The organism is Parabacteroides vesiculifaciens (genome assembly GCF_049860805.1).
Lineage (GTDB): Bacteria > Bacteroidota > Bacteroidia > Bacteroidales > Tannerellaceae > Parabacteroides.
Genome location: NZ_CP187555.1, coordinates 4597059 through 4615290 on the forward strand (window position 1 = coordinate 4597059; position 18232 = coordinate 4615290).

Sequence of the window (18232 nt, forward strand, 5' to 3'; positions counted from 1 at the left end):
CGCTACCCGTAGTCTTTTTCTTTCATCGTGATGTCATTATGGGGTTAAACAAACTCACGGACGTCGAAACCCGTGGGAACCGAACCCTGCGGAGATGGGCTTTCCGCAGACCTCTCGGACATACGCCGGTGAAAAGCCGAGAGGTAGGTGTCGATCAGGGATTTTACCCTGTCGTTCCCGTCGGGGCAGCCCGAAACGATGACCTCGAACATGTCGGTCTGTTTCAGGCCCAGGAGGACACGTCCCGTTTCCTCCCTTTGCTCGTCTGTTGAAGGTGGATCGTGTACCACGTGGCGGTAGGCTTCGCCCATCTGTTCAAAACTAACCCCCTGGGCAAGCGAGCGGCCCAAAAGGGGCAGCTCTTCGGTGTCGTCTTCATCCTCGTCATAATCCGGCTCCTCCGCGTCCGCATCCGGGAAAGATTCATCGTACAGCGGAAAGTCGATTTCCAGAGGTTCGTTAGGCTCCCCCTCGGGAGCGACACCGAACACTTCATCCAGGTCTTCCGGCGGAATCTGCCGGGGGTGTTCGGGTACATTCGTGGGCACAAATATATCGGCTTTTTCCGTAACTTTTTCAGTTTCAGATTCTACGGCAGCTTGTGGCCGGGAGTGGCGCAAGTCGAGGACAAAGCGGCTCCTGCCGATGATCTCCTGCCGGCAGGGCGTGTCTTCGGCAACGATCCCGTCTGCCGGTTCGTTACGTTCCATCCGCCGCAGGCGGAAAAACGCCCACAAGGCATACCCCACGGCAAAGAGGGGCAGCAGCCACAACGCCCCGTTCATCGCTCCTCCGCTTTGGGTTGCCGGGAGGCCACGGCCTCACGCTCCTCGAAAAGCCGCTCGATGGTTTCCCGGTTATCGTCCAGGTGCGCCTTGAGAACCTTGTCCACGTAGGCCGTGATCGTCACGTCGCCACGACCGATGACACGGGTGATCTCGCGGATACGCTCGTGATACGACGGACGTATCTTCACGTGCTTGTTACCGGCGAAAGGCAGCCGCAGCAGGCAGATGTAACGGGCCAGGTACTCGGCCTCGGGGGTGGGGACAGTCCCCACGGCGACCTCCCCCGAAGGGCCGTCGGGGACGATAAGGGTTTTCATCCTGCGCCGGTAGCGGCACACGCGGAAGATGAAGGGCACGGCGACGCAAAGGACGGCCGCCAGGATAACAGATAAAATAATTGCTTTGTCTGACATGATGGATTGTTTTTAATGGGTTGTAAATATTGGGTTCATAACTAAAAAATATCGGAGTTCCGTTTCTTGTAGAGTTCCGAAATTTCCTCCTGATAGGTCGCGAAATGCTGCTCCAGCACATTGTCCAGGTAGCTATACAGCGAGAGTTCGTTCTTACCGATAACCTGCACTATCCGGGTTATACGCTCGTGAAACTCCTTGCGGATATACACCGTTTTGCCGCTTCGGGTATTGGAGGGGGCGTTCCGGATAAAAAGACGCTCGTAATCCTGGCCTTTCCCTCTTCGGCGGCGTCCCTCCTCTTTCGTAGCCGACGAGGAGGCGGCCTCGCCGGACGGTTCCGATAGAGCCGATGCCTCCTCCTCTTTTTCCGGCGTGTAAGGATGTAATGGCCGGTTTCGGCTTTTGGCCTGGCTGATGATGAAGGAAGCGTCCAAACCGTCGTCATGTTCTTTTCCGCTCATGAGATCCTACTTTAACAGTTCGATCAATTCATCCACGAGTTTATCCAGGTTGCTGCCCCGGATCAAAGAACGGTCTGCCGGGAAGAGCGTGGAGCGGAAGACAGAGCGACGGCTGGCGTTCTGCTCACGACGAAAACGCTTGGTGTCAGGCAAGAAGGTCTTCAGGACAGGAAGATCCAGCTCTTTCATTACCGCCTCGTAAACCTGATATAATTCTGTCTTTTCACGTCCGTCCACCATGTTCCATAGCATATACAGCCCTTTCATCCGGGACTTCTCGCGGCCCATGATATGCTCCTTTACCACAACCGCGTAATTCAGGGTGCTTTCCATGACAACCCGGTCGGCACTGATCGGGGCGACGAGATAATCCATTCCGGCCAGGGAATGAATCAGATCCTCGTTATTGATCGTACCGGGAAGGTCGAAGAACACATAATCGAAATCACCTTGCGGCAGGAGGTAGTCGGCATCGGCCAACGCCTCTTTCGTGTTGCTTTCCACGACAGGATAGGCTTTCTTTTGAAGCCGGGTGAATTGTTCGTAAGCTAACCTCTTGTAATGTTCGTCTTCGAGGGCAAGCTTCAGGTCACGTTCCCGCATCTCCACGATGGAGTGTTGGGGATAATCGCAGTCGATGACCGCGACATTGAAACCCTTTACATAGTGCAGGTAAGAGGCTGCCAGCACCGTGAGGGTGGTTTTGCCCGCTCCGCCTTTCTGGGTGGAGAAGGCCACGAATTTCGTTTTCTCTTTCATTGTTCCATGCGTTTTTAGTTATACAATCGGGTAATCGTTCATCTCTTCACGTATCCGGGCAAGTGAGGGCATGAGATTTTATGCAGGTATGCCGGCACGCATATATGCTGGTGCGCTGGCAGGCTGTTACGCCGGTATGCCGGTGCATGGGCGCGTGTCCGATTTTATACTCATGCGCAACCGCATTTGCTTATCCGGACAAAGACCCGCTTTTTCCTCTGCACACGGTGTTTTCTGCATCCGTCCGCACGTGTGCGGACAGGGGGATGTGTCATTGCCCGTATCCGTTCTCACGTGCAAAGTAAACCCTTAAAAACACGGGTTGTATGCTCTTTTTCCGCTATGGCCGCGTGTGGCGTCAAAGTGGACGCAAGTGGCGTAATCGCTTATGACACAAGTGATTGAATAGGTAGGTATCTTTGCCTCGTGAACGATCCCGACGCTAATGAAGCCGTCCTTGCCCCGTTTTACGGCGGCTCTTTCAATGTTCTGTCCGCGAGCGGGCAGAAGGTATTTGCAAAGGGCAAATAGCAAGCTGTGTTTTCTGCTGCACGATTCTCGTTTTGCAGCAGAAAACAGCTTGCCCGCAAGGGGGAGAAAGCACCTCCGGAGTCGGTGCTTTTCAGAAAGGCGGCAAGCCGCGAAGGGATCGGAATTTTCAGGAACCGGTGGGGCCCTGGCCTCTCCTTAAAATTTCGATGCGATGGAAAAGAACAGAAAGCCCCGAGGGGGCAAAGGGGGACGACCCGCGAAAAACGACCCGGCCGTTTACCGCTTTTCGGTAAACTTTTCAGCCGTGGAACATGCCCGTTTCCTCGACCTTTACGAGCAGTCCGGGCTATTGTCCAAAGCCGCTTTTATCAAAGCGAGAGTGTTCAACGAGGCGTTCCGGGTGGTAAAGACCGACCGGGGAACGCTCGAATACGTGGCGAAGCTGACCGCTTTCCACGCCCAATTCCGTGCCGTGGGAACGAATTACAACCAGGTGGTGAAGGAGCTGCACGCGCATTTTTCCGAGAAGAAAACACTCGCGCTGCTCTATAAACTGGAGAGAGCGACACGTGAACTGGCGGCCGTCGGGCAGCAGGTCGTGTCGCTCTCCGAAGAGTTCAAACAACGATGGTAGCCAATATCACCACCGGAAAAGACGTGTACGGCGCGCTGGCGTACAACCAGGAGAAAGTCGATCGGGGCGACGGGAAGGTACTGCTGACCCACATCGTGAGGGAGCCGGCGGATGGGCGCTTCAACGTGGCCGCGACGGCAGAAGACCTCCTGCGCTGGATGCCCTCGCACTACCGGACGGAAAAACCCGTCGTGCACGTGTCGCTCAACCCGGCTCCCGAAGACCGCCTCGACGACGGGCAACTCGCGGAGATAGCCGGGGCCTACATGGAGCGCATGGGTTGGGGAGGACAACCTTATATCGTATTCAAGCATACCGACATCGGACGGGAGCATATCCATATCGTGTCGGTGCAGGTGGCCCAGGACGGGCGCAAGATAAACGACAGCAGGCGCAACGAACACAGCGTGGCCGTTACCGAGGAACTGGAACGGGAGTACGGACTGCATCCCGCCAAAGGGAGAAGGCGGGAGAAAGGGCAAGGGATCGTCCCCGCCGATTACACGCGGGGCGACCTGAAACGCCAGGTGGCAGCGGTAATAAAACCGGCCGTGGCGACATACCGCTTCCAAACCCTCGGCGAGTTCCGGGCATTGCTGTCCTTATATAATATAGGTATAGAGGAAGTCCGGGGAGAGCGGAACGGAACCCCCTACCGGGGATTGCTCTACACGCTGCTGGACGAGAACGGGGACAAGGCAGTGGCCGCGCCGCTCAAATCCTCACTGTTCGGTAAAGAGGTCGGGTATGACGGGCTGGAACGGCACATGGAGCGCAGCGCCGAACGGTTCGGGAAGGACGACACGAGGAGGCAAATCCGTGGCCGGGTCGATAAAGCGCTTCGGGGAGAACCCACGGAGGAAGAACTGCGCGAACGCCTGCGGGAAGCCCGAGTGGATCTCTACATACGACGCAACGAAAACGGCCGCATCGTGGGTGTGACCTTCATTGACCACGAAACACGGACGGTCGTGAACGGATCACGGCTGGGAAAGGCATACTCGGCCAACGCCTTCGAGCTGCGCTTCGGCGGGAAACGGAATCCCGGGGAAAACACGAGGGACTTGTCCCCGAAACAAGCGCCTGCCGGACGGGACGGGCAACGGAAGCGGAATACCTCACGACGGAGGAAAGTATAACATCTCAATTATCATTCATTTATTAAATTTTACGGTTATGCAACAGGAAGACGACCTTCGGGGTCTTGCAAAAACAATGGATTTCATGCGGGCATTGAGTATCTTGTTCGTGGTTATCAACATCTACTGGTTCTGTTACGGGCAGATACGGGAATGGGGAATCAATATCGGCGTGGTCGATAGGATTCTGCTGAACTTCGACCGCACCGCGGGGCTGTTCCGGAATATACTATGGACGAAACTTTTCGCCGTCGTGTTCCTCGCCCTTTCATGCCTCGGGACAAAAGGAGTAAAAGAGGAGAAAATTACCTGGCGGAAAATCACGGCATCGCTGGCCACGGGAGGCGTGCTGTTCTTCTTCAACTGGTGGCTGCTGGACTTGCCGCTGACGGCGATGGCGAACGCGGCTTTCTACATACTGACCCTATCGGCCGGGTATATCTGCCTCTTGATGGGCGGCGTGTGGATGTCCCGCCTGCTGAAGAACAATCTCATGGATGACCCTTTCAACAACGAGAACGAATCATTCCAGCAGGAAACACGCCTGATCGAGAACGAGTACTCCATAAATCTGCCGACGAAATTTTACTATAACAAACAGTGGAACAACGGGTTCGCCAATGTCGTAAACCCGCAAAGGGCTTGCATCTGCATGGGAAGCCCGGGCAGCGGAAAGAGTTATTGTGTTGTAAACCAGTTCATTAAACAGCAAATCGAAAAGGGCTATACCCAATACATCTATGACTACAAGTTTCCCGATCTTTCGGAAATCGCTTACAACCACCTGCTGAATCACCAGAAAGGTTACAAGAAAATCCCGACTTTCTACGTCATAAATTTCGACGACCCGCGCCGCTCGCACCGCTGTAACCCCATTCACCCGGACTTCATGACCGATATTTCGGACGCCTACGAGAGCGCCTATACCATCATGCTCAACCTGAACCGAAGCTGGGTGCAGAAGCAGGGCGATTTTTTTGTGGAAAGCCCCATTATCCTTTTCGCGGCCGTGATCTGGTTCCTGCGCATCTACGACAACGGGCGGTATTGTACCTTCCCGCACGCCATCGAGTTCCTGAACAAGCGGTACGAGGATATTTTCCCGATTCTGACATCCTACCCGGAACTCGAAAACTACCTCAGCCCCTTTATGGATGCCTGGCTCGGAGGCGCTCAAGACCAGCTCCAGGTGCGCCCGTAAGGGCATATAATAAATATAGCTTTGGCAAGCTATTAGGTACGTGTTCTTTGAAATAATTACCTATCACCAGCCGACTTATCCATTCAACGAAAGACGATGGGGAGTGTAGCATGTCGGTAAAGCCACAAGTGGACTAATTGTCAAGTCCTGACCGGGTGGCGAGGTGAAACGATAGATATGAGGATAAAGCCTATACTGGTTAAACGATAGTCCGAGCGGCTCGATGGTTAAGCCTTGGCGGAAGACAGTTATAGACGCCAAGCCGTGATACCCAACTTCGCCTTGTAGGTTGTTTGGGCAAAAGAACTTATCACGGAGCAACTACATACATAGTAAAGGACGAAAGTCGTATCCGACAATCTATCATGCCAAATAGTTATTATATGTCTAAACGGGGATTGCCTAAGTGGGGCAACCCATATGGCAACAGAGCTTCCGTAGTAGTCCGAGCAAGGGAAAACCTTGTACATGGCGAAGGGAAGCAGCCAATATCGTTTAATGTCAAATTTTGGAAAATGTGAGAGACATGAAAAGAAATCCAGAGAAGATATTAAACAGTCTAACACAACATAGTTCCGACTTGGAGTACAAGTTTGAACGTTTGTACCGGATACTGTTTAATGAAGAGATATACTATATTGCCTACCAACGCATATATGCAAAACAGGGCAATATGACCAAAGGTGTTGACGGAAAAACCGTTGACGGCTTCAGTATATCTCATATTGAACGGTTGATTGATACGCTCAAAGATGAGACGTATCAGCCGAATCCCTCTCAACGGGTGTATATTCCCAAGAAAAACGGGAAGATGCGACCGCTGGGTATTCCGTCATTCATTGACAAGCTCCTGCAAGAAGCTATTCGAATGATTTTGGAAGCAATCTATGAGGGTAGTTTTGAAAACTCCTCTCATGGTTTCAGACCACAGAGAAGTCCACAGACTGCACTTTGGAACATCCAAAAGAGATTCAACAATACAAAGTGGTTTATCGAGGGAGACATCAAAGGTTTCTTTGATAATATCGACCACGAAGTATTGATAGCAATTCTTTCAGAACGTATTTCGGATGTACGCTTTCTGCGTCTTATCCGAAAGTTCCTGAATGCCGGGTATGTAGAAGATTGGGTATTTCACAAATCGTATAGTGGAACACCTCAAGGTGGAATAATAAGTCCCATATTGGCAAATATCTATCTTGACAAGTTTGACAAATACATTAAGGAATACATCAATAGATTTGATAAAGGGAAAAGGCGTAAAGAAAATCCGATAGTAAAACGTTTTGGACAACGGAAAGCCAAGTTAGTGGAGAAGCTAAAAAAGTCAACGGACGAAGTTGAACGTCAACGACTGATGATGCAAATCAAAGAGATTGTTAAAGAACGTCTTAAGTATCCCGCAAGTGATGAAATGGACTCGGACATGAAACGACTGAAATATGTGAGATATGCGGATGATTTCCTGATTGGTATTATTGGCAGTAAAGAAGACTGTATCCATATCAAAGAGGACATAAAGAAATTTATGGCTGAAAAATTGAAATTGGAACTATCTGATGAGAAAACGCTGATTACTAATGCAAGGAAACATGCTAAATTTCTCGGATATGACATATTCGTGAGAAAGTCAAACGATATCCATAGGGATAAAAACGGACATTTAACAAGAAGCTTAGACCACAAGATAGTTTTGTATGTGACAACCGAGGTTATGAGAAAGAAACTCCTTGAATATGATGCGGTAAAAATCACCGTACAAAATGGAAAGGAAATCTGGAAGCCAAAAGGTCGTTCATACATGCGTTGTCTTGATGATTTGGAGATTATAAGCCAATATAACTCCGAAATCATGGGGTTCTATAACTTCTATTCGATTGCAAACAACAGTCCTGTGATAGATTCATTCTATAATATAATGGAATACAGTATGTATAAGACATATGCCGCAAAATACAGTACCTCGAAAAAGAAAATCATAGCAAGGTACAAGAAAAACGGAGTGTTTGCCATACCGTACACCAATAAAAATGGATATGAGTTCAAACGTGAGTTCTATGACAAAGGCTTTAAACGTAAGGAACTGCCTAATCGGTATTTAGATGACAGACTACCCAACACGATTGCCATAACGGGCGGCAGAAATGGTTTAATCAAGAGACTTCAAGCACGGGTATGTGAAAACTGCGGTGCTACGGACAACCTCGAAATGCACCATGTACGTAAACTTAAAGACCTTAATGGCAAAAGTGATTGGGAGATTAAAATGATTTCACGTAAACGTAAAACATTAGCAGTATGTTCAGTATGTCATCACAAGATACACGCAGGAAAGTTAGATTGAATGAGAAGGTGGAGAGCCGTGTACGGGGAGACCTGTATGCACGGTTCGGAGGCGAGTGCTTGGAAACCTATCGTGATAAAACACGGCAAGGCGCCGGGTGCTTAGCCTATGGCCAGATAGCATCGGCCAAAATTCCGCTTTCCCGCATGATTTCGCCCCAGCTATATTGGGTCATGTCGGGCGACGATTTCACGCTCGACATCAATAACCCGGACGATCCCAAGATACTCTGCGTGGGGAACAATCCCGACAGGCAAAACATTTACGGAGCGGCTTTGGGATTGTATAATTCCCGGATTGTCAAGCTCATAAATAAGAAAGGCCAGCTCAAATCGGGCATCATCATCGACGAGCTGCCGACAATCTACTTCAAGGGACTCGACAACCTGATCGCCACGGCCAGAAGCAACAAGGTCGCCGTGCTGCTGTGCTTCCAGGATTTTTCACAGTTGAAGAGGGACTACGGGGACAAGGAGGCCGCCGTCGTGATGAACACGGTGGGCAACATCTTCTCCGGGCAGGTCGTAGGTGAAACGGCCAAGACACTCTCGGAACGGTTCGGTAAGGTATTGCAGAAGCGGCAGAGCATGACGTTGAGCCGCAGCGACAAATCGACATCCATATCCACGCAGCTGGACAGCCTGATCCCGGCCTCGAAGATCTCGACGCTCACGCAGGGAATGTTCGTCGGGGCCGTGGCGGACAATTTCGACGAACGTATCGAGCAGAAGATTTTCCACTGCGAGATTGTCGTGGACAACGAAAAAGTGAAAGCGGAAACGGCCCGGCACAAGAAGATACCACAAATTACCGACTTCACGGACGAGAACGGGACGGATCACATGAAACAGGTCGTGCAGGAAAACTACGAACGTATCAAGGCAGAGGCCGGCCGCATCGTCGCCGAGGAACTGGAACGTATCAAGAACGACCCGGTGCTTTGCAAGCTCCTGCCGGAACAGAACTAAATGAACACAAACACCCCCGCAAACAACCTCCGTGACCTTAACGGGGGCTGTTTCCTGATTTTATAACCGCACAGCCGGTGTTTTGGAGCATAAAGTAGTGATTATGTGAACGGAAAACATTATTTTTGTGTTCGGAATCCTTTTAATTATAAGTATGACAGTTACCGATATATACGAAGCAATGAACAGCAAGGCGGAAGCGTTTTTCGAGTGGTTGCAGGCTCACCCGAAATACGGGTTGCTGTTTGGTGTCGGGTTGCTTGCCCTATGGCTTGCAGGGTTGCTGTTCCGTTGGAAATGGGCATGTCATTGGCAGTTTAACAGCAAACTGTGGTTATTTGACGATTGCAAGCCTGAAACACGCCGCAGGGTTCAGATTGTGTTGGTCAGCGTTCTGATTATACTTATATTGGTCGATTTCTTTGTATGGAGATAACGGTATGGAAAAGGACAATCGCAAATACCGGATCTGCTTCATCGACTATATGTGGTATGTAGCCGAGATATGGCACGAAAGGGAGCGTACCAATCTCAACGGACGTATGCTACTGTTTTGGTGCTGGCTCTTCGTCCTACTCATACCGCTTGGGTTTCCACCGATATTGCGCCTTTTCGGCTGGATGATTGGTTTGGCCATAGTGATTCCTCTATGCTTTCTTCCCGATTTATTCTGCAAGCTACGCTATACAGCCGGACGGCGTGAAGCGCTCCGTGAACATTACGGGAAGATGAAACATCCCGGCAGGAAGCTCGCCAAAATAGTTCTTATCGCTATCGCCCTGATCGTGGCAAATGTAGCGCTGATGTTCCACCTCGGATTTATACATAAGCCATGATGAAACCACAGGAACATAAACGGCGCTTTTATCTCTGGGACTACCTTTGGTGGATGGGGGAGAAATGGAAGCAGGCAAGACGAACAGGCAGGGTCGATGGCGAAATGATGCTCTCGATTTATAGCTTCGCTCTTTTGATATTCCCTATGATGACTGTTACTATCCGGCTTTTTCCAGGTGTGTCGGCATTGTTGCCATGTGTCGTTTTTAGCATTGTCACATTTGCCGTTATGTCGCTCGTCAGCAGGATTTACAAATGGCGAGGCAAAGCAGTGATGTCTCACTATGCCAAGTGCAGGTTTAACGAACTCCTTGCGGTTCTGTTATTTTTCCTTGCGATGGCCATTATCTGCTTTATGATGTATCTTCTTGACAAAAAGTGATACATACTTTGATACGGACTCCGGGCCGTTATATCGAATGGTCTAACTCGATGTACCAGTTTCCCTTGATGGGCTTGTAAAGCGTGGTGTCGTTGTACGTCCTGCGGTAGATCTCGTTCAGGTCGCCATGTTCGGTGATACGGATATTCCGACGGCTTCTCAATCCGGGATCGTAAACGAAACTCTTGGACGTTCCGGCATCCACGATGCCGTGGGAGTAGTACGGCATAACGAGGCTCACATATACCGAATCTGCCGTTCCCCATTCCCTGCGATCAACAAGGATAAAACCGCATCCAATCTCTGATAACAGGGAGTCGAGTAGGATTCGCTCCGGCTTCAACAGTCCATATACCGGGATGTCTTGTTCATCATTCGTTTCATGGGATGTATCGCTTTGCTCCATTGAATCAAGTATAATAACCTCTTCCGGAGAAAGCGGCGGGTAGTGAAAACTACCTTCTGAACTCTCTGCCATGATTTCGTACACCTTACGGAACGCCACCTCGTGCGTGGTGAAATGGCGTATCATTTCCTCGTCCGACGGCGGCATGGGAGGCTCTCCGCAGCTTACGGCAAGCAGGATTACAAATAACAGGATTATGACTGGTGTTCTCATTTTCTAATGTTTAATGTTCTGTGGCTAACCAATCTTGTTTAGGGAGTTGAGCCATTTGTTAATAGCATCCAATCTGTTATTCTGTTTAATGGTATCTTCATTTCTACATAATTTGATTTGCCGAATAACAGAGTTCTGCATAATTGAATCGGATTTGAAAAGCAGTTCTAAAACGGCTTCATAACATTTGGAATATCTGGACAATTCATCCAATATATTTGCGTCTTTTAGAATATACAGGTTGAAATTGTACACAAATGACTTGTAACTGAAAATCTCCGACTGTAATGCTGCTGCATCAAGACAAGTATAAAACAATTCCTTATCGTGCTGATATAGCCACATATAATCAGATGGGTTCAGGTTGTAGTGCAATAAAGTTTCCGAACGGACAAATGGAAGCCCCGTATTTGAGCCTACCAGATAACGGTATGTCTCATTGACTATTGACTCAACTATTTCAATGGATTCTGATTGTTTGTCCGATTCCCGTATTTCTGTAAATGTATCGGCAATAAGAACTTCCACATCCTGCGATTTGTAATATATACCGTTTTTTTGCCAGCGGAATCTACGGATATATTCTTCAGAAGTCGGACAACAGAACAGTAAAGTATTTAACAATCGGTTCAGATATATTCGCTTATCTGGAATATGACAACGGTGTAACCCTATTATGGAGCCATAAGCGTATAGCTTTCCAAACTCGTTTTCCTCCGAATTTGAATTTTTAGGCATGTAATACAACCGCACAATATTGGAAATGAAATAATATATATCAAGATATTTCAATGTATCAGCCGATTCTCCATATTTGTTAAGTAAATGCCGCTCCAGTTTCTCGCCATACCATAAGTAGCCATCGGGATTTATTTGAAACAACCGATGAAACTTAGGTCTTGATAATGAAAAGTTCTTGTTTCTACTTTTCATTCGTTCCAGTAAGGCGACAATAATTCTATTCGTTATATCCATAGCTGTAATGTTCAATAGCGTTCCGCTTTAAGCAGTAGTGCTGTTTGTTACTAACGAATTCATTCATTAATTGATGCTTTCATTTTTTCTACAATTACATCAATATATTGTTGTGGAATGTTTTTATTTTTATAGTTCTCAATAGCATCAAGAATACTTTGTTTCAATATCTCAACACATTGAGAATCATTTGCTGTTTCAAATTTATCAAATGGGAGTAGAATTTCCAATTCTATCCGATTACGTTTTTTCGAATATCGACTTAATGGATTTGTAGTAAATCCTTTTAAGCAGAATACATAGAAACTTAGTTCATTAATATATGAAATATCACATAGACAATCCATATATTCTATTACAGAGTTTCTTGCTTTACGAAACTTATCAGAAATACTATGTTCCAATTCACCTCCAATAAAAACTTTCATACAAATTTGTTATCGTTAGTAATGTCCGGCAGCGTTCCGCCTTTGTTCAGTCGGGTTGCAGCTTGTTAGCATCGTTTTTTATTTACGGTTTTTATACTTGTTTCTCAGAAATCCCGTAGTTCTTCGAATCTATCCAGCAATCTTGCCTTATCAATTATTGGATTATTCATGTAGTCAATTATTGAACACAATACCTCGTATACCAGATCCCGTTCATCAGTTTCGATACATCTCATTCGATTAAATGTCTTTGTATATTCCTCTACCGCAGCAATTGCTTTAGTCTGCGCCTCCGGATCATTTTGAACATTCAGGGCGAGTAACTCGTTTCGTGTCTTCCTGTACTGGATAATGGCCTTTTTGGCGGAGGAGGGTGAGATATAATCACTGTCATCCCAATCTCTGAATGGATTATCCATATTTTCTTTTATCCACTCTGGTTTTCTTGCCTGCGTGACGGAAAGATTCATTCCTTCGTTTTTTCGCTTCTTGTATAATTTTTTTATACATTTTGCCGCATCTTCTGGCAAACTTGTCATCCAAAGCCAGTTTAGATGTTCCATCCGTTCTGGCACAGGAATATCCTCTGAACTGAAGCCAAAAAGATTCCTCGTTGCGAAAACTTCAATGTTCCTAAAACTTTCGAGTACCGAGAAGTTTCTGATATACCCGGGTTTTCCCCATAACCAGAGTTCTTTCAGATTAGGGTAAACGGAGAATATATCGTTCATATCCACTTCATTAATTTCTATGCCATGAAGACTGTTGAGATTGGAAAGTTCAGGATAGGGGTGAAATATTTTACGGTATTGTAAGAGAAGGTTAGCCCCGTTATCTCTTGCATGAATGACACATGGACTAATTTTATCATTCAAAAGATATAACTGTTCCATTTCATCATTCAACCATAGTTCATCAATTTCAGTCAAATCTATGAGAAGTTTTCGTAGGCTTGTACCACGAAAATCAAGACTTCTTTGTCCTTTACCCTTATATGTCAGTTCTGTAATAAACGGTGTATTATCCAAATATTCAATGAGCCCCTGATGATATTCTTTAAGAACCAGCGTAGAAAGACATGGGAATACTTTTAATTCATCTGCTTTGGAAAACGGGCAATGGGCGTCATCTACATAGTGCGAACTTATTTTATATTCAGTTCCATTAAGCCATACTGTTTCCTCACTTTTCATTGCAATCTTAAACGCTTTTCTCCTTTCTTCAGGAATCTGTTGCCATTTAATTTGCCTATATACATCATACCCATAATTCCCTGTACCAAAATATGAGTTTTCCTCGTTTGTAAGAGGAGGAATATTACCTACAAATATAAAATAAGCTGGAACATCTATATCGACATTGGCTATACATAATTGCCTCTCCCAATACATGAAATCCATATAAAGAGGTTGGAGATTTTCCATCTGTACTAGATGAAGAGGCGATTCTCCAGTCCAATCCAGGTAAAGACAAATTGCGTCGCCCTTATCCTCTATTACGTTTGTAATCTGACAGGCTGTATAAAGCCTTAAACGATTATTATAGATAGTATAGACATCTCCTATCTTTGCTTTCATATTGGTTTAATTATAATTTTTCGATGCTAATGGTTTGCAGCGTTCCGCCTTATTCAGTCGGTAGTGCTGTTTGTTATAAACTCTTTTTTCTTTATTCTTTTGCCGTTACATGTAAAGCCATAAGTAAAAGCTGCATCTATGGCTTGTTTTGCACTCTCAAGAATATAATGATACAAATTATCATATTTACTAAAGCATGGAGAAAGAATGTAGAAGTTTTTAATATTTAAAGGAATATAAATCCCCGTCATATCGGATATTCCATAGCGTGCTTCCTCCAAATTTGGTACTGGTATGGAAATAGATATTTCAAACTCTTTATTAGATGGGAAACGTTTTGCCCGTTTGAAAATCCCAATCCCCCCATTAGTATTTCGAAGATTTATCTGTATGAGAAGTTTCCAATCTCCCAAATCATCTAAGTTGATTTGGTTATTGTAATCTTCCATATAACCATTCAACTCTCGGTAAATTGAGCGCAGTAAGTCCAATTCTCCAAGTTCGGGGATTTCACTACTTATTAAAACTGCATATTGATTATTCATACATTCATCCTTATATCCAGAGTTTATAATGTTTAGCAGATAAACTGCCTTAAATGTTTCATCTGTTTGTTAGCAATCTTTTAAGAAAGCAACATGAAGTGCCATTCTTTAGGATAGTCCTTCTTTATCATATTGAACAGCAACTTTACATTATTGGAATGCTGTTTTGTCAATATGGAGTATATATATTCATGACAGGCGCAGCAGGCTCGTTCTTTATTAGAAGCAACACAATGAAAAGAATCATCTGTATTTTCCTCTACACAAAACCAGTTCCATCCATAGTGCTTTTGGATGGTGTTTCCTAACAGGGAACCTAACTCATAAGCCCTATCCGTAATTTCCTCGTCATCTGAACTTTCAAAATTATTGAGATAGTTCTTTATGCCATCAAGGATGGCAGAGGATTCAGCACTTTCCTGCAAACCTATAAGGACTAAACCTTTAGCCGCAAGCTGATCTATTTCTATTCGTTCGTCCTCATTAATTGGACGGTATTCTATAATTTCACTCATTGCTTTCTTTTTTTCGTCAATTGCTAATGTCCGGCAGCGTTCCGCTTATTCAGTCGGTCTGCTGTTTGTTATCAACTTATATTTTGTCTGACAACACCATGTTCATAAGCCAAACTATCACATTCTTTTTGCATATTGGTCAGAACATCTTCGACCACTTTTAAGGAAACTTCTTGTGGTACATTTATGGATACGAATGAAGGGAGATTAGAAATCTCTACCTTGCATCCCATATCAAGTAGTTTGTCTCTGACCATCTGCATACGTTTATCGTTAAAATGTACCCTCAATGTGCTATTTCCAGAGGGATTCACTATGGATTGAAAATGATATTCGCCATCTTCTTCTGTAACACATATCTCATCCCCCAAACTGATTCCATAGGTATAGAATGGCACATTATCGACAATATAAGTATCATTACTTGCCTTTTTGCACCACAAACCTTCAATAGAAAATGGTGGATAGCCATCTTCATCTTGTTCCAAGTGAAATAGCACTTTTATATGTTTGTCTTTTTTCATTTTATTCATTAATAAGTTGATAATGTTCGGTGGATAATCATCATTAAAGGAGATTGATCCGCTTGTTATCTGCCCGCTTTATTCCTCTTCTTCGATAAAATGATTTATAAAGTAATTGAATGACTGGGCGATGTAACGAGTATTTGTTTCAAAGTTGTATTCTCTTGAAGCGTTTTCGTCCCACTCGTCAGTCAAGTAATAGTAAATCTTTTTATTCTTCAAGTTCAACGCATAATAGTTTCCACCCGAATCCATAGCAAAAGGCAACAGATTGCATGGCATTAAATTCCTACTCCATATATCTTTGGCTATGACTTCAATTGTTTCAAAAGCATTGGTGCGTTCCTTTATCGGAAAGAACGCATTTATCTCCACCCGATCCAAATCCTCGTCCTGCGGTTGATAACAATATGGTGATGGCATACCACCGTTGAACTTGAGGTAAAAGTTCTTCATGCCTGCCGGAATCTTTACATTCAACTCAACCTCAAAATTCTTTATATCTTCTTTTGTTAGCGAAGCCGAACAGTCCGAAAGTTCAGGCATTACACCTGCTGTCTCCGTTTGTCCCTCTTCGATTTCTTCTATTGCTGGAATTGCTTTGTGCCCGTCCAAAACAACGAGATTGTCAAAGAAATCATCTATTGAATTTGCAACAAGTCGTGGCTCTCCAAAATTGAAGATTACATCTTGCATCCCCACAATAGGGTAAAGATAGATCTTTCCATTAACCAAGTCTATGGTAATCCGACCTTCATCGGTAGATTCCATAGCAAAAATAAGAATGCTATCAGATATAGCTCCAGCTTTTCTTAACTCTAATGTTTCGCCTTCTGCCGTATATCTGGGGTCATTCTTAAAATCCTTGTTATATTTGAATGGGAAGAAATCTTCAATTTCCACCTCTTGATATTTATTTATGCTTGCGGTCTGTTTCGTAGAACCTCCATTATATTGTAAATAGAACTCTTTCAGTCTTTCCGGCAAGGCATAACCCAATTTACTCTCTATTTCTTCAAAATCTTTGAGAGTAAGACTTTTTTGGCAATTTTCTAATTCTATTTTCATATTCATTCTTTTTATGGGCAGATAATGTTTGGTGGATAACCGACCATTTCGAGAGCAATTAATCCGCTTTTATCTGCCCATTCTATTCTTCTCATTGTTCAAAATGGATATTATTCTCTGCGACATATTTCTTAATCGGCTCAACTATATCGGTAACGTAGTTTGTGCACTTAAAAAATTCTCTAAATATCCAACCTCCTTCACTTGCTTTGGCTAATGGAACCAAAGTTTCTTCAATGAACTCTTCATGGTTGCACAAGAGAGAACAGATTACTCCTAAGCTAAACTGTTTATCTGCATATATATGCTGAATATGACCCGAATTTGAGTAAAAATCTATAATTTTTGTATATTGTTTGACAAAAGGTATGATATACGGAAAAAAATCCTTTTTCAAATCGTTTAAGAATCTCTCAACGTTAGGAGTCTTGTCACTCTTATTCCCGAAAAAATAATCCATATCCATTAGATGCTGCTTAAACCAATCAATATTATTATCAAAGCAAACTATGATGTTACCACCAGCGTCTTTTTTATTTAATGGTTCTGATACAAGACTACATAAATATGGATTCTTTATTTTAGCTGATACACCCATACAAAAAGTGTTTTTACCGGCATATCCACCTTGGGTTGTTTGAAAGTAAAACTCAATACTACAATCGTTTTCCACTATGTAAGTAAAGTAGTCTTTATTCTTTTTTGCTTTGACCACATTTACAGGAAGCATCTCTTGTATTCTTGTAAACATGTATTTTAGGACTTCCGCTTTAGTTTCCATATCACTTTTTTTAGTTCATATTATTGGGCAGATAATGTTCGGCGGATAAACCACCTTAAAAGTTTCATCTGTTTGTTATCGACCTATTTTATTTTTAGTTTTTGACTATATGCAAGTATTACAAAACGATTATCTAATCCACAATCAATTACATCATTCTTTTCTAATTGAGAATAGGCTTTTACAAATCTATTTCGACATTTACTTGAATGTATGTAATGATTGAAGTAGTTCTCGGCTTGTTCCTTTTCACCATATCTCAACATATATGGCAGGGCAAGGAGAGAGTCTTTCGTGTATTGATTGAAACAACAGCCATGTTGCGTAATGAAGTCAATAGCCATTTGTCTATTCTCAAATAAATCAAATATCGGACAAGCATATTTTTCAAGTAAATCAATTATTGTTTTTATTGATGGAGCATAGCTTAGTCCGGCAAGATCCCAAGATTGATATTGATTTATTGGCGATAGGTATCCAATATGATTATGATATACTAAGCCATCATCATTGACATTGAGATTCTCTTCTTGCACCCACTTTTTCAAGTTTTTACAGGTAATCGTAATCAGTGGATATATAGCCACACTACAAGATGAATTATATACACTTGAACGAAACCATATTTCAAAAGTCAAATTTTTGTCTTTTGAAATCTTTTTCAAACATTGTCCATTTTTAGACGGCTTAAATCCCATTGCGATAAAAGGAATAGCTATCTCATTGCAGGCTTTAATAAATATATCTCTTGGTTTCATTTCTTGTTCTTTTCAGGTCGA

At 44.5% G+C, this 18232-nt stretch carries 21 protein-coding genes and 1 pseudogene; 8 read left to right on the forward strand and 14 right to left on the reverse strand.

The genetic code is table 11. From position 1 onward, the window contains the following. Positions 1-44: 44 nt before the first annotated feature. From ACPYIV_RS18350 to ACPYIV_RS18365, 4 genes are read right to left on the reverse strand one after another with little or no spacing between them, the layout of a single operon-like run. On the reverse strand, positions 45-785 hold the full coding sequence (locus tag ACPYIV_RS18350; RefSeq protein ID WP_007559012.1) for a hypothetical protein: 741 nt from the start codon (positions 783-785) through the stop codon (positions 45-47). After that, positions 782-1201: a DUF3408 domain-containing protein gene (locus ACPYIV_RS18355; RefSeq protein WP_004295458.1), complete on the reverse strand. Its 420-nt coding sequence runs from the start codon at positions 1199-1201 to the stop codon at positions 782-784. Before ACPYIV_RS18355 ends, ACPYIV_RS18350 begins: the two co-directional genes overlap by 4 nt. A 41-nt stretch (positions 1202-1242) precedes the next feature. Beyond that, positions 1243-1665 (reverse strand): DUF3408 domain-containing protein, encoded by a 423-nt coding sequence (locus tag ACPYIV_RS18360; protein WP_004295459.1) that lies wholly within the window; start codon positions 1663-1665, stop codon positions 1243-1245. A 6-nt stretch (positions 1666-1671) separates the two neighbouring features. Further along, a complete protein-coding gene (locus ACPYIV_RS18365) occupies positions 1672-2424 on the reverse strand; it encodes a ParA family protein (protein WP_007559008.1) in 753 nt (250 codons plus the stop codon). Positions 2425-3127: 703 nt separating this feature from the next. Between ACPYIV_RS18365 and mobA the strand changes: the two genes are divergently transcribed. The 8 genes and pseudogenes from mobA (at position 3128) to ACPYIV_RS18405 (ending at position 10421) form a co-directional block, all read left to right on the forward strand. Beyond that, positions 3128-3550 (forward strand): conjugal transfer protein MobA, encoded by a 423-nt coding sequence (gene mobA / locus ACPYIV_RS18370; protein WP_004295462.1) that lies wholly within the window; start codon positions 3128-3130, stop codon positions 3548-3550. Then, the gene (mobB, locus tag ACPYIV_RS18375; protein ID WP_007559003.1) at positions 3544-4689 is read left to right on the forward strand and encodes a conjugal transfer protein MobB; all 1146 of its coding nucleotides are present in this window, start codon (positions 3544-3546) and stop codon (positions 4687-4689) included. Before mobA ends, mobB begins: the two co-directional genes overlap by 7 nt. Positions 4690-4726: 37 nt before the next feature. Then, a pseudogene (locus ACPYIV_RS18380) lies at positions 4727-5875 on the forward strand (YWFCY domain-containing protein); the annotation flags it as partial. Between the two features lie 541 nt (positions 5876-6416). After that, entirely contained in the window at positions 6417-8234 is a 1818-nt protein-coding gene (locus ACPYIV_RS18385) for a reverse transcriptase domain-containing protein (RefSeq protein WP_425884505.1), read from the forward strand. Further along, on the forward strand, positions 8198-9202 hold the full coding sequence (locus tag ACPYIV_RS18390) for a TraM recognition domain-containing protein (RefSeq protein ID WP_425884507.1): 1005 nt from the start codon (positions 8198-8200) through the stop codon (positions 9200-9202). Before ACPYIV_RS18385 ends, ACPYIV_RS18390 begins: the two co-directional genes overlap by 37 nt. Positions 9203-9356: 154 nt before the next feature. Continuing rightward, a complete protein-coding gene (locus ACPYIV_RS18395; protein WP_007558996.1) occupies positions 9357-9638 on the forward strand; it encodes an Imm17 family immunity protein in 282 nt (93 codons plus the stop codon). A 4-nt stretch (positions 9639-9642) separates the two neighbouring features. Further along, positions 9643-10038, forward strand: coding sequence for a hypothetical protein (locus tag ACPYIV_RS18400; RefSeq protein ID WP_007558995.1), 396 nt, complete (start codon positions 9643-9645; stop codon positions 10036-10038). Next, entirely contained in the window at positions 10035-10421 is a 387-nt protein-coding gene (locus ACPYIV_RS18405; RefSeq protein ID WP_129614412.1) for a hypothetical protein, read from the forward strand. Before ACPYIV_RS18400 ends, ACPYIV_RS18405 begins: the two co-directional genes overlap by 4 nt. A 28-nt stretch (positions 10422-10449) precedes the next feature. Here the strand turns inward: ACPYIV_RS18405 and ACPYIV_RS18410 are convergent, their stop codons facing one another. The 10 genes from ACPYIV_RS18410 to ACPYIV_RS18455 form a co-directional block, all read right to left on the reverse strand. After that, positions 10450-11040 (reverse strand): DUF4948 family protein, encoded by a 591-nt coding sequence (locus tag ACPYIV_RS18410; protein ID WP_004295259.1) that lies wholly within the window; start codon positions 11038-11040, stop codon positions 10450-10452. Between the two features lie 24 nt (positions 11041-11064). Then, positions 11065-12015 (reverse strand): hypothetical protein, encoded by a 951-nt coding sequence (locus ACPYIV_RS18415; protein WP_007662662.1) that lies wholly within the window; start codon positions 12013-12015, stop codon positions 11065-11067. 59 nt (positions 12016-12074) lie between these two features. Next, complete coding sequence (locus ACPYIV_RS18420; protein WP_004295261.1) at positions 12075-12443, reverse strand: Imm44 family immunity protein; 369 nt, start codon at positions 12441-12443, stop codon at positions 12075-12077. A 104-nt stretch (positions 12444-12547) separates the two neighbouring features. After that, complete coding sequence (locus ACPYIV_RS18425; RefSeq protein WP_007662661.1) at positions 12548-14020, reverse strand: hypothetical protein; 1473 nt, start codon at positions 14018-14020, stop codon at positions 12548-12550. Between the two features lie 53 nt (positions 14021-14073). Next, the gene (gene imm9, locus ACPYIV_RS18430) at positions 14074-14565 is read right to left on the reverse strand and encodes an Imm9 family immunity protein (protein WP_004295321.1); all 492 of its coding nucleotides are present in this window, start codon (positions 14563-14565) and stop codon (positions 14074-14076) included. Between the two features lie 80 nt (positions 14566-14645). Then, a complete protein-coding gene (locus tag ACPYIV_RS18435) occupies positions 14646-15080 on the reverse strand; it encodes a hypothetical protein (protein WP_028728890.1) in 435 nt (144 codons plus the stop codon). Positions 15081-15151: 71 nt separating this feature from the next. Then, complete coding sequence (locus tag ACPYIV_RS18440) at positions 15152-15604, reverse strand: DUF4265 domain-containing protein (protein ID WP_224262761.1); 453 nt, start codon at positions 15602-15604, stop codon at positions 15152-15154. A 78-nt stretch (positions 15605-15682) separates the two neighbouring features. After that, positions 15683-16678: an SMI1/KNR4 family protein gene (locus tag ACPYIV_RS18445; protein WP_007558975.1), complete on the reverse strand. Its 996-nt coding sequence runs from the start codon at positions 16676-16678 to the stop codon at positions 15683-15685. A gap of 85 nt (positions 16679-16763) precedes the next feature. Beyond that, a complete protein-coding gene (locus ACPYIV_RS18450; RefSeq protein WP_048317459.1) occupies positions 16764-17453 on the reverse strand; it encodes a hypothetical protein in 690 nt (229 codons plus the stop codon). A gap of 83 nt (positions 17454-17536) precedes the next feature. Further along, the gene (locus ACPYIV_RS18455; protein WP_007662658.1) at positions 17537-18211 is read right to left on the reverse strand and encodes a hypothetical protein; all 675 of its coding nucleotides are present in this window, start codon (positions 18209-18211) and stop codon (positions 17537-17539) included. Between the last annotated feature and the right edge of the window lie 21 nt (positions 18212-18232).

Coding starts and splice junctions, on each gene's coding strand:
- ACPYIV_RS18415 (WP_007662662.1), bottom strand. CDS start 12,015: ATGGATATAACGAATAGAATTATTGTCGCCTTACTGGAACGAATGAAA.
- ACPYIV_RS18390 (WP_425884507.1), top strand. CDS start 8,198: ATGTCATCACAAGATACACGCAGGAAAGTTAGATTGAATGAGAAGGTG.
- ACPYIV_RS18365 (WP_007559008.1), bottom strand. CDS start 2,424: ATGAAAGAGAAAACGAAATTCGTGGCCTTCTCCACCCAGAAAGGCGGA.
- ACPYIV_RS18405 (WP_129614412.1), top strand. CDS start 10,035: ATGATGAAACCACAGGAACATAAACGGCGCTTTTATCTCTGGGACTAC.
- ACPYIV_RS18435 (WP_028728890.1), bottom strand. CDS start 15,080: ATGAGTGAAATTATAGAATACCGTCCAATTAATGAGGACGAACGAATA.
- ACPYIV_RS18450 (WP_048317459.1), bottom strand. CDS start 17,453: ATGGAAACTAAAGCGGAAGTCCTAAAATACATGTTTACAAGAATACAA.
- ACPYIV_RS18395 (WP_007558996.1), top strand. CDS start 9,357: ATGACAGTTACCGATATATACGAAGCAATGAACAGCAAGGCGGAAGCG.
- ACPYIV_RS18350 (WP_007559012.1), bottom strand. CDS start 785: ATGAACGGGGCGTTGTGGCTGCTGCCCCTCTTTGCCGTGGGGTATGCC.
- ACPYIV_RS18355 (WP_004295458.1), bottom strand. CDS start 1,201: ATGTCAGACAAAGCAATTATTTTATCTGTTATCCTGGCGGCCGTCCTT.
- ACPYIV_RS18440 (WP_224262761.1), bottom strand. CDS start 15,604: ATGAAAAAAGACAAACATATAAAAGTGCTATTTCACTTGGAACAAGAT.
- mobB (WP_007559003.1), top strand. CDS start 3,544: ATGGTAGCCAATATCACCACCGGAAAAGACGTGTACGGCGCGCTGGCG.
- ACPYIV_RS18445 (WP_007558975.1), bottom strand. CDS start 16,678: ATGAATATGAAAATAGAATTAGAAAATTGCCAAAAAAGTCTTACTCTC.
- imm9 (WP_004295321.1), bottom strand. CDS start 14,565: ATGAATAATCAATATGCAGTTTTAATAAGTAGTGAAATCCCCGAACTT.
- ACPYIV_RS18400 (WP_007558995.1), top strand. CDS start 9,643: ATGGAAAAGGACAATCGCAAATACCGGATCTGCTTCATCGACTATATG.
- ACPYIV_RS18385 (WP_425884505.1), top strand. CDS start 6,417: ATGAAAAGAAATCCAGAGAAGATATTAAACAGTCTAACACAACATAGT.
- ACPYIV_RS18425 (WP_007662661.1), bottom strand. CDS start 14,020: ATGAAAGCAAAGATAGGAGATGTCTATACTATCTATAATAATCGTTTA.
- mobA (WP_004295462.1), top strand. CDS start 3,128: ATGGAAAAGAACAGAAAGCCCCGAGGGGGCAAAGGGGGACGACCCGCG.
- ACPYIV_RS18420 (WP_004295261.1), bottom strand. CDS start 12,443: ATGAAAGTTTTTATTGGAGGTGAATTGGAACATAGTATTTCTGATAAG.
- ACPYIV_RS18455 (WP_007662658.1), bottom strand. CDS start 18,211: ATGAAACCAAGAGATATATTTATTAAAGCCTGCAATGAGATAGCTATT.
- ACPYIV_RS18360 (WP_004295459.1), bottom strand. CDS start 1,665: ATGAGCGGAAAAGAACATGACGACGGTTTGGACGCTTCCTTCATCATC.
- ACPYIV_RS18410 (WP_004295259.1), bottom strand. CDS start 11,040: ATGAGAACACCAGTCATAATCCTGTTATTTGTAATCCTGCTTGCCGTA.